Origin of the sequence: Kribbella albertanoniae, from assembly GCF_004348455.1 — a bacterium.
Lineage (GTDB): Bacteria > Actinomycetota > Actinomycetes > Propionibacteriales > Kribbellaceae > Kribbella > Kribbella albertanoniae.
Genome location: NZ_SMKA01000300.1, coordinates 1 through 11,054, shown reverse-complemented (window position 1 = coordinate 11,054; position 11,054 = coordinate 1). Strand labels below are relative to the sequence as shown.

At 67.0% G+C, this 11,054-nt stretch carries 7 protein-coding genes and 1 riboswitch; of the genes, 4 read left to right on the top strand and 3 right to left on the bottom strand.

The genetic code is table 11. The features are described 5' to 3' along the window. Positions 1–904, top strand: a 904-nt coding sequence (locus E1261_RS38495) for an amidohydrolase family protein (protein WP_132414687.1), incomplete at its 5' end; no start/stop codon positions are given. An 81-nt stretch (positions 905–985) separates the two neighbouring features. After that, the gene (locus E1261_RS38490) at positions 986–2,164 is read left to right on the top strand and encodes an alginate lyase family protein (protein ID WP_132414686.1); all 1,179 of its coding nucleotides are present in this window, start codon (positions 986–988) and stop codon (positions 2,162–2,164) included. A 129-nt stretch (positions 2,165–2,293) separates the two neighbouring features. Here E1261_RS38490 and E1261_RS38485 read toward each other — a convergent pair whose 3' ends face one another. The 3 genes from E1261_RS38485 to E1261_RS38475 form a co-directional block, all read right to left on the bottom strand. Further along, positions 2,294–3,361, bottom strand: coding sequence for a ribonucleotide-diphosphate reductase subunit beta (locus E1261_RS38485; protein WP_165952788.1), 1,068 nt, complete (start codon positions 3,359–3,361; stop codon positions 2,294–2,296). Further along, entirely contained in the window at positions 3,358–6,192 is a 2,835-nt protein-coding gene (locus E1261_RS38480) for a ribonucleoside-diphosphate reductase subunit alpha (protein ID WP_238176695.1), read from the bottom strand. Before E1261_RS38480 ends, E1261_RS38485 begins: the two co-directional genes overlap by 4 nt. A 136-nt stretch (positions 6,193–6,328) precedes the next feature. Then, positions 6,329–6,441, bottom strand: a riboswitch (cobalamin riboswitch). Positions 6,442–6,499: 58 nt separating this feature from the next. Continuing rightward, positions 6,500–7,081 carry a DinB family protein gene (locus E1261_RS38475; protein ID WP_132414683.1) on the bottom strand — a complete coding sequence of 194 codons (582 nt, stop codon included), beginning with the start codon at positions 7,079–7,081 and terminating at the stop codon, positions 6,500–6,502. Positions 7,082–7,262: 181 nt separating this feature from the next. On the opposite strand from E1261_RS38475, the gene E1261_RS38470 reads away from it, so the two are divergent. Together E1261_RS38470 and E1261_RS38465 are read left to right on the top strand one after the other, a co-directional pair. Then, complete coding sequence (locus E1261_RS38470; protein ID WP_165952787.1) at positions 7,263–9,734, top strand: M64 family metallopeptidase; 2,472 nt, start codon at positions 7,263–7,265, stop codon at positions 9,732–9,734. 7 nt (positions 9,735–9,741) lie between these two features. Continuing rightward, positions 9,742–11,054 (top strand): hypothetical protein (locus E1261_RS38465; protein ID WP_202875398.1); only part of this gene is annotated, 1,313 nt, incomplete at its 3' end.

The window sequence follows — 11,054 nt, the reverse complement described above, 5'->3', positions numbered from 1 at the left end:
GTTGACGCAGGGCGTATACGACTGGGCAGTGCGGGCTGGGGTGGTTGATCCGGGTGCGCCTCCGGAGTGGGCGACGTACGACCTCGAGCGGGCGTTCGACGTGATGGACGGGAACGGGATCGCGGCCGGCGTGGTGTCGTATCCGGTGCCGACGATGGTGTTCCGGGACGAGGAAATGGCGCGCTCCGGCATCCGGCTACTGAACGAGGAGGCGGCCGGCCTGGTACGGCGTTATCCGCGTCGCTTCGGGTTCTTCGCCTCGGTCGCGTTGGAGCATCCACAGCTCGCCGTCGAACAGGCGACGTACGCGCTCGACGAACTCGGTGCCGACGGCATCCTTCTGATGACGAATGCCCGCGGCAACTATCTCGGTCACCCGGCGTTCGACCCGTTGCTCGCGGCGCTCGACCGGCGCGCGGCGGTCGTCTTCACCCACCCACAAGGCCTGCCCGGCAACCCCGGCAGTCCGGGCGGAGTCGACAACTGGGTCCTGGACTTCCTCTACGAGACCACCGTGATGGCGGTCAACCTGATCACCACCGGCACTCTCGATCGCTATCCGCGCCTGAAGATCATCCTGTCCCACGGCGGCGGCTTCCTCCCGTACGCCGCGGATCGCATCAGGACCGGCCTCGACCCGGCCGCGGTCTCCCGTGCCCTCCGCCGCTTCTACTACGACACCGCGCTCCCGACCTCGCCGAGCGCCTACCGCACCTTGAGTGCCGTCGCCGACCCGACCCACCTGCTGTTCGGATCGGACTGGCCGGCCCGCACGGACGCCGAGGTTCGTGCTGTCGTCAGCGCCTTCGACCACGACCCCGCCATGGACAACCGATCCCGCCGTCGCATCGAACGATCCAACGCGCTCGACCTCCTCCCCACCCTCCGGCGCCGCCTCAACTGAATTAGGACAGGAAGGTTTACTAATAGATCGCCTCTGGGTAGCTTCGTTGGCGCATGCCCCAACCGCCCCCAGGAGGCAGCAATGACCAGAAAGCACCGCCCACTCCTCGTCGCCGTCGTACTGACGCTGATCGCCGCACTCTGCACGGCCGGCCCCAGTACGGCGGCGCCCGCGACCTTCAAGCATCCCGGTGTGCTCGTCGACAAAGCGCAGCTCGATTTCGCCCGGCAGCAGGTTCTGGCCGGGGCCCAGCCGCAGACGGCGGCGTACAACGCGATGAAGGCCAGCACGTACGGCGCTTTGTCGTACACGCCGAAGCCACGCGCCGTCGTCGAATGCGGTTCCAACTCGAACCCGAACCTCGGCTGCTCCGACGAACGCAACGACGCGCTCGCCGCGTACACGCATGCCCTGCTGTGGTACTTCACCCGCGACGACCGCTACGCGCAGAAGGCCATCCAGATCATGGACGCGTGGTCCGCCGTACTGAAGGATCACACCAACTCGAACGCACCCCTGCAGACCGGATGGTCCGGGGCATCGTTCTCGCGGACCGGTGAACTGATCAAACATCTGTACGGCGGTTCGTGGGCCCAGCGCACGCGGTTCGAGACGATGCTCCGCGACGTGTACCTGCCGGAGATCCGGAACGGCGCCGGGTGCAAGAACGGCAACTGGGAACTGATCATGACGGATGCAGCGATCGGGATCGCAGTGTTCCTCGAGGACCGGGCCGCGTTCGACAAGGCCGTGAGCCTGTGGCGCGGCCGGCTGCCCGGCTACGTCTATCAGACGAGTGACGGCGCCTGGCCGAAGGCGCCCTCGACCTGCTCGTCGAAGGACACCCGCGAGGAGATCATCGACTACTGGCAAGGCCAGTCGACCTTCTCGAACGGACTCGCGCAGGAGACCTGCCGCGACTTCGGCCACACCGGCTGGGGACTCACCGCCGCGACACATGTCGCCGAAACTGCCTGGCACCAGGGCGTCAACCTGTACGGCGAAGCGGGCAAGCGCCTCACCGACGGCTACTACTTCCACACCCGCCTGGAGAACGGCGCCGCCGTACCAGCCAATCTCTGCGGCGGCACAGTCAAGAAGGGGCTAGGCCCCGTCACCGAAATCGTCTACAACCACTACCACAACCGCCTCAACCAGCAGATGCCCACAACCCTCGCCTACACCCAGAGCAAACGCCCAGCCGGCGCCAACTACTTCTTCGCCTGGGAAACCCTCACCCACGCCGACAACCCCCGCTAACCCTCCGGCCGCGGCTTCTTGTCTCCGGCCGCAACTGGTGGCGTGGGACGGCGGTGATTGGGCCGGTACGGCGAACCGCCGCCGCCTGACTGGGGAGTCGGGCGACGGCGGTTGGTGGTGCGGTGGTGATCAGTCCCAGCTGAGGCCGCTGGAGGACTGGTATTCGATCACTCGGGTTTCGAAGAAGTTCTTCTCCTTCTTGAGGTCCATGACTTCGGACATCCAGCCGAACGGGTTGCGCGTCTCGCCGAAGATCGGGGCGAGGCCGATCTGTTCGGCGCGGCGGTCGGTGATGAAGTGCATGTACTGCTCGCAGAGGTCGGCGGTCAGGCCGAGCATGCCGTTCGGCATGGTGGAGCGGCCGTAGGCGACCTCGAGCTCGCAGGCTTCGGTGAGCATCTGGCGGACCTCGGCCTGGAAGGCTTCGGTCCACAGGTGCGGGTTCTCCTGCTTGATCTGGTTGATGCAGTCGATGCCGAAGTTCAGGTGGATCGACTCGTCGCGCAGGATGTACTGGTACTGCTCGGCGATCCCGACCATCTTGTTCCGGCGGCCGAGGGACAGGATCTGCGCGAAGCCGGTGTAGAACCACATGCCTTCGAAGACCACGTAGAACGCGATCAGGTCGCGCAGAAACGCGGTGTCGGACTCCGGCGTACCGGTCTTGAAGTCCGGGTCCTCGAGATGCTGGGTGTACTTCAGCGCCCAGGCGTCCTTGTCGGAGATCGACGGCACCTCGCGGTACATGTTGAACAGCTCGCCCTCGTCGAGACCGAGCGACGTACAGATGTACTGGAAGGTGTGCGTGTGCACGGCTTCCTCGAAGGCCTGGCGCAGCAGGTACTGCCGGCACTCGGGGTTGGTGAGCTGGCGGTAGACGGCCAGGACGATGTTGTTCGCGACCAGGGACTCCGCGGTGGCGAAGAAGCCGAGGTTGCGCTTCAGCATCAGCCGCTCGTCATCGGTCAGACCGTCCTTGCTCTTCCACAGCGAGATGTCCGCCTGCATCGAGACCTCGGTCGGCATCCAGTGGTTGTTGCAGCCGGCCAGGTACTTTTCCCAGGCCCACTTGTACTTCAGCGGGAGCAGCTGGTTCACGTCGGCGCGGGCGTTGATCATCGCCTTGTCGGAGACGCTGATCCGGTCGGCGCCGACCGTGATCGAGCCGAGGCCCGTGGCGTTGTCGGTGGTCGTCACTGGCAGGCCTCGCAGTCAGGGTCTTCGAGTGAGCAGATCGCTCCGGTCGGTTCGGGCAGCGGTAGCGGCAGGGTGGCGGAGACGGCGTTCAGCCTTCCGTCGGTGCCCTGCAGTGTCGACTTCTCGACGTGAGTCTTCGACTGCGAACGCAGGTAGTACGTCGTCTTCAGCCCGTACCGCCACGCGTTCCGGTAAAGCTCGTCGAGCGCCTTGCCGGACGGCGAGGCCATGTACAGGTTCAGCGACTGCGCCTGGTCGATCCACTTCTGCCGGCGCGACGCGGCCTTGATCAGCCACAGCGGGTCGATCTCGAACGCCGTCGCGTACAGCTCGCGGAGGTCGGCCGGGATCCGGTCGATGTTCTCCAGGAGGCCGTCGTGGTACTTGAGGTCGGAGACCATCACCTGGTCCCACAACCCGCGCGCCTTCAGGTCGGCGACCAGGTACGGGTTCGCGACCGTGAACTCACCGGACATGTTCGACTTCACGAACAGGTTGCTGTACGCCGGTTCGATCGACTGGCTGACCCCGCAGATGTTGGAGATCGTCGCCGTCGGCGCGATCGCCATCACGTTGGAGTTCCGCATGCCGTCCCGCAGCACCTTGGTCCGGAGCGCATCCCAGTCGAGCGTCTTGGCGTCGTCCAGGATCACGTCACCGTTGCGCGCCGACCGCAGGATCTCCAGCGAGTCGATCGGCAACACACCCTGGCTCCACAGCGAACCGTCGTACGTCGAGTAGCGGCCACGCTCGGCGGCGAGATCACTGGACGCGTCGATCGCGTGGTAGCTGATCGCCTCCATCGAGCTGTCGGCGAACGCGACGGCGGCCTCCGACGAGTACGGGATGCGCAGTGAGAAGAGCGCGTCGGCGAAGCCCATCAGACCGAGGCCGACCGGGCGGTGCCGCTGGTTGGCGCGCTCCGACTCCGGCGTGGTGTAGAAGTTCACGTCGATGACGTTGTCGAGCATCCGGACCGCGGTCTTCACCGTGTCTCGGAGCAGATCTGCGTCCAGGCCGGTCTCGGTCAGATGCGCGATCAGGTTGACCGAGCCCAGGTTGCAGACCGCGGTCTCCTCGACGGTCGTGTTCAGCGTGATCTCGGTGCACAGGTTCGACGAGTGCACGACACCGTTGTGCTGCTGCGGCGAGCGCAGGTTGCACGGGTCCTTGAACGTGATCCACGGGTGCCCGGTCTCGAACAGCACCGTCAGCATCCGGCGCCACAGCTCGACCGCACGGACCCGGCGGAAGACCCGGATCTCCCCGCGATCAGCAGCCGCCTCGTACTTCTCGTACGCCTCCCGGAAAGCGTCCCCGAACAGATCATGCAGATCAGGAACCTCGTCCGGCGAGAACAACGTCCACTGCCCGTCGGCCTCAACCCGCTGCATAAACAGATCCGGCACCCAGTTGGCCGTATTCATGTCGTGAGTACGACGCCGCTCGTCCCCGGTGTTCTTGCGCAGATCGAGGAACTCCTCGATATCCATGTGCCAGGTCTCGAGGTAGGCGCAGACCGCCCCCTTACGTTTTCCACCCTGATTGACTGCTACCGCGGTGTCGTTGGCGATCTTCAGGAACGGTACGACGCCCTGCGACTCACCGTTGGTGCCGCGGATCTTCGCGCCGATGCCGCGGACCGGGGTCCAGTCGTTGCCCAGGCCGCCGGAGTACTTGGCGAGCAGGGCGTTGTTGCGGATGCCGGCGAAGATGCCGGCCAGGTCGTCGTCCACGGTGGTGAGGAAGCAGGACGAGAGCTGCGGGCGCGTCGTACCGGAGTTGAACAGGGTCGGTGTCGACGACATGAACCGGAACGAGCTGAGCAGTTCGTAGAACTGGATCGCCCGGGCCTCGCGATCGTCCTCGCGCAGCGCCATCCCCATCGCGACCCGCAGGAAGAACGCCTGCGGCAGCTCGAAGCGGGTCTTGTCGATGTGCAGCAGGTAGCGGTCGTACAGCGTCTGCAGGCCGAGGAAGGCGAAGTCCAGGTCGCGCTCGGACCGGATCGCCGCGGACAGCCTGTCGAGGTCGAAGGTGGCCAGCTCGGGGTCGAGCAGACCGGCCTCGATCCCGGTCGCGATGTAGCGCGGGAAGTATTCGGCGTACGCCGTGGCCATGTCGGCCTGGCTGGCCTGCCGGGGCTCGCCGTGCACCCGGCCGAGCGCCTCACGGCGGATCTGGTCCAGGAGCAGGCGGGACGCGGCATAGCTGTACTGCGGCTCGGTCTCGACGTACGACCGGGCGGCCATCACCAGGGCCAGCTCGACCTCGTGCTGGGCGATCCCGTCGTAACAGGAACCGATTGTCTCGTTCAGGATCTGCTCGGGGTCGACGGAGTCCAGTCCGGCGGCGGCCTCGGCGACGATCACGCGCAGCCGCTCGACGTCGAGCGGAGCCTGGGTCCCGTCGGCCTGGCGGACCGACACGACCGGCTTGGTGGTGGCCAGCTCGGCCGGGTCGGCGGGGGTGCGGGCCTTGGTCCGCTCCTCGCGGTACAGGACGTAGGCCCGGGCGACCTGATGCTCTCCCGCGCGCATCAGAGCCAGCTCGACCTGGTCCTGGACGTCCTCGACCTGCACGGTACGGCGGGCGCCGCCGCGACTGGTCAGGGCCTCGACGACCCGGCCGGTCAGGTCGGCGACCAGGTCGCGGACCCGGTGAGTGGTACCGGCGTCGTTACCCTCGACCGCCAGGAACGCCTTCGTGACGGCGACCGAGATCTTGGTCGCGTCGAAACCAGTGGTACTGCCGTCGCGGCGGACGACGGTCAGTTGAGTCCCCCGGTCTGCCTCGCCGGCAGCCGATCGGGATGTGGAAGCAATGGACACAGAAGCTCTTCTCTCCCTGCGTGTGCGGAGGACCGCGACCAGGAGGCATGAGCGCATGACGGGACGGACAGCACCGGCCGGAAAACTGTCGTCTCGCCCTGCGACCCACCCTCGAGGTCTCGGACCGCGTGCACCGGCGGTGCACGCGCCGGCGACAGGTATCCGGACTCGCAGAAACTCTCTGCTCACCGTTGCGGGGCAGCTCCGGACTCGCACCGGATTCCCCTGACCGCCAGCTCGACAGACTCTAGGGCAGCCACTAGATCTAGCGGTATCGACACGCCGAATGTCGCACATGTTGTGGTTCTCACGCCGCGACGCCATACAGATCCTGTAACGTCATGATCTCCGATCCGTGATGGATCAGCTCCCGGTTGAGCCGTAACACCACGTGCCCGAAGGGCTCCTCGGCATCCAGTGCGGTCGCCTGACTCAGCCCCACAGTCGCCACATACTCCTCCGGCAACGAGGCGATCCCGTCCTGCCACGCCTCCACCCAATGCGTCAGCCAGGCGACCGCATCCCGCGCGTTCCCGTGCAGGGTGATGTCACCGCGCCCTTGCTCCTTCGGCCCGAACGTCCACTCCCACCGCTCGAAGAACGTTTCGGTCAGATGCGCGATCAGCCATGCGATCGTCCGCGGCCCCCGATGATCCGGCTCGTCCGGCCACTGCGCCACCCACTCACCCGAACCCAGTGACCGATACCGCCCCGCGACATGCCGCCGTACGACGGTCAGCGCCTCGTCGCCCGGCCGCCAGAAGTACTCCTCGTCGGTCAACCGCGCCAGCCGCCCCGACAGCACCATCCAACTGAACCCCAGTTGCCCCCGCACCATAGCCATCGCCGACGGCCGATGCAGCAACTCCCAGTCGAACGCCTCCGGCATCGAACATTCCCTTCGAATCGAACACCTGTTCGAATTGAACCCCGCGCGCCCCCGAAAAGTCAACGTGACCCGATCACGCCGACCCCATGCCCGATGGTGCAGGAGCCGTCACTCCCGGTTGTCCACCGCTGTCAGACCCCCGGATCCTGGTGGCCAGTCCACGATGGGAGAGGGGCATCCGTTGGACCGGATCGTTCTGCGGCCGCACTGTGACCTGCACATGCTCGCCGACGATGTACTGCATCTCCGGCCACTCTGGCGAACCTCCGACGGATCCGGTGTCGATCGGCTGGAGCCGATCACCAACTTCCAGGTGCAGTTCCTCTCGCCGTACCGCAAGGTCGGTGAACGGTTCATGGACCTTCCGGTTCTGGAGGGCGATCGGGTCCGGTCGACCCGTCCTGGCGTCTATCTGTTCCATCTGTGGTTCGGCAACGAGTACATGGTCGGCCGGCTCCAGGTGCACAGCGAGCTGGTCGACTGGTGGTTCGGGCAGGACTCCATCACCACCGGGCGCGACCTTCTGTACGCGCACTCGCAGCCGTCGGTCTACGCGCGGTTCAACGACGGCGATCCCGATGTCGACCTGGTCGGTGACATCACCGACTCCGGCCTGGTCGAGCTGACCAGCGCGGACCCGGCCCGGCTCCGGGTCGAGCCGGGTGACCGGCTCCGTGGGGTCGTCGAGACCTCCGGAGCCGACACCGTGATGGTGCGCGGCCGATTCAAGGGCGGGATGCCGAAGGAGTTGCCGGTTCGCGTCGTCGACTACCTGATGACCAGCCGGCCGGTCCTCGAACCGCTGCGGATCGAGCGGCTCGCCGAGGTGCAGACGGTGCCCAACATGGTCTTCCTGTCCGAGGGGTTCCTGGCCGAGGACCGGGGCCGGTTCGACGCGATGGTCGACGAGATGGTCCACGACATGTTCGAGAAGCCGCGGAACCAGCCGTTCGGGATGCTCGGCGGGTCGATGAACGTCTTCAAGGCGTTCGTGCCGTCGCAGCAACGCGGACTCACCGTCGGCAACCGGATCCGGGACATCCAGGACGACGACCGCAACGGCCGCCCGATCCCCGCGCCGGTCCGGCCGGGCGCCCGCAAGACCTACCAGCTCAGCGACCTGGTCGGCAGAGTCGGCCTGGCCCCGCCGGCCGAGAATCGCCCGGCGGCCGACATCCTGGCCGACTGGCAGCGCCGGCTGCTGAACATCGACCCGGGCCGGGTCCCGGTCGAGCTGATCGAGGAATGGCGGACCGAACGCTCCGACTCGATCCTCGACGCGCGCGACACCTTCTTCGGCCTGATCCGCGGCAGTCGGCTCGCCGACAACATCTCGCGGGCCGGCGGACAACTCGCCCAGCCGGTCGACGACGATCCGGCCAACAGTGTCGTTCGGGAGCTCCAGCGCAGGGTGTACCAGTTCTTCGAGGCGTCGACGGAACGCGTCCTGACGTCCGATCCGCGCCGGCACCCGCCCGAGCTGCAGCTCGGCTACGACCAGACGCCGCGCCGGACCTCGATCACGGATTTCTTCAGCAGCCTGAAGTACTCGCGACCACCGTTCCAGGACATCGGCTCGGTGTGGGTGCCGGATCTTCGCCTGAACAAGCCCAGTCGTGGCCTGGTCGGGATCGTCGTGCACGACGCGCTGGAGGGTGGAACGAACTTCAACGACGGCACGATGTGCGCGGTCACCCTGCAGCCCAAGGGGATCGTCAGCTACGAACGCGACGGCTTCCGGATCCGCCGGAAGATCGCGGGCTACTTCCCGGTGGCGGACCTCAGCGACCTCGGCACCACGTTCGTGCACGAGTTCGGGCACAGCCTGAACCTCGGGGACGAGTACGAGGAGGCCGACGGTGAGAGCCCGCAGGCCGAGGGCACGACAGCCTTCGACAACCTCGCCACCCGGCACGACATCAGGTTGGGTACGGACGGCGAGAAGGTGGACGCGCGGAAGGTCAAATGGCTCGGCCTGCCACGCGTCCGGGAGTCGGCCAGGATCGTTGCCACCGCGTCGGCCACACCGGGCGAGGTGGTGATCCGGATCGACCGCCGCGATGCCGCCCACTGGTACCAGCTGTGGGGACAGCAGCTCAAGGTGTCCGTACGGATCCAGTCGACCTCGGCGCGCGGTGAGCAACTCCTGGGCGGCCCGGCACGGACCCTGACCGGTCTGTCGATCGCCCGGGTCAACCGGGACAACGGCGATGTCGTCCTGACCGGTGAGATTCCGATCGATCTGACGATCTGGGCCGGATCGCTGCTCTACGTGCCGCTCCTGGACGAGAACGGGGCACCGCGGCACCTGGCCGAGCCGAAGGTGCTGGGCTACCTGAACGACCGGCAGGCGCCGATGAACTCGGATCCGGACAATGTTTTCACCAACGACGACGACGATGACCCGAAGAGCATCCGGGACTTCAAGGGGCCGTGCAACTCCAGCCGCCTGATCGGTGTGTACGAAGGCGGGTGGCGGTCCGCAGGTGGCATCTACCGGCCGGCCGGCTCCTGCCGGATGCGGGACAGCCACAGCAACGGCGGCGACGGGGAGTTCTGCTTCGTGTGCAGCTGGCTGATCGTGAACCGGCTCGATCCGTCGTACCACGCGCTGCTGGATTCGGCGCGCTATCCGGAACCGAAGAAGCGGTGAGGCGGCCATGAGCGAACTCGATACGGTCGGCCGGTTGATCGCTGGGGTCGGACAGGCCTTGTTGCCGTTGCGGACGGCGCTGGAGACCGCGGAGGGATTCGACGCGCTGCTGATCCGGCTGGGCTGGCCGCCGGTGCAGGTCCCGGCGCCGATCCGGGATCTCGGGGCCAAGGTCGACCGGCTGTACGACAACCTGACCAGGCTGGTCGGCGAAGGCGGCCTGCAGGTCGGGTCGGCGCCCGGCAGGGAGCCGGTGCTCAACCTCGACGCCGGGACGGTCGCCGCGGCGGTGTCGGCGGTGACCGAACTCGTCGACGCGATCAGCGCCCTCGCGAGTGCACCGGCCAGTGCCTATCCGCCGGACCTGGTGGCGGCCGGGTTCCGCGAGAAGTTTCCCCGCCAGCTGATCGATCATCTGCTCGTCGAGTACCTCGTCGGGCGGCAGCCGCAGCTCGGTTTCGCGCTGCGTACCCTCGGGGTGATCACCGCGAAGTACCAGGCGCCGGAAGGCATCCGGCCGGGGTACATGGCGCGCCGGTTCGATCTGGCGGCCCTGCCGCAGGCTGTCTCGGACCCGGGCAGGATGCTGCGCGAAACGTTCGGATGGGGTACGGCGGACTTCGACTTCGGCGCCTTCGCGTCGCAGGTGGACAACCTGATGACGGCCCTCGGCAACCGGTCGTCGCACGTGCCGCTGGATGCTGCGGCGGCGCAGGCCGTCCAGGGGACGCGAACCGATCGGCCGCGCGCGTTGGAGATCTCACCGTTCCGGCGGGTGGTCGGCGAGGACACCACGAACCGGGTGTCGGCGGCGGTCCGGATGATCGAGCTGCCCGGCGCCGGCGGAACGCTGCCGGGGCTGGCGCTGGTGCCTTCGTTCGAGGGGGTGCTGGGGTTCAAGTTGCCGCTGGCCGAGGACATCGAGCTGATTGTGCGCTCCGATCTGGACTTCTCCGGCGGGGTGGCGGTGCTGATCCGGCCGGGCCAGGGGCTCGAGATCCTGACCGGGTTCGCGGACGGAGCTGCCGGACCGGCGAAGGCGAGCGGGTCGCTGGAGGCGATCGTCGAGCGGGGCAAGGCTGACGGCGAGCCCACCGTGCTGTTCGGGGAGCCGGACGGGACGCGGTTGCAGTACCAGAAGCTCAGCGGAGCCGGGGGGATCCGGCTCGGAAGTGGCGGCCCGGACGTCTTCGGTGAGGTGAGTCTGGATGGGCTCAAGTTCGTCTTCAAGCCGGCCGGAGCCGATGGGTTCATCGGGGCGGTGCTGCCGAAGGATGGGGTGCAGGTCGAGGCTGATGTGACGGCTTTCCCTTATAGACA

What these genes read in the sequence shown, in the direction of transcription:
- E1261_RS38490 (WP_132414686.1), top strand. Translation starts at nt 986, where the DNA reads ATGACCAGAAAGCACCGCCCACTCCTCGTCGCCGTCGTACTGACGCTG.
- E1261_RS38475 (WP_132414683.1), bottom strand. Translation starts at nt 7,081, where the DNA reads ATGCCGGAGGCGTTCGACTGGGAGTTGCTGCATCGGCCGTCGGCGATG.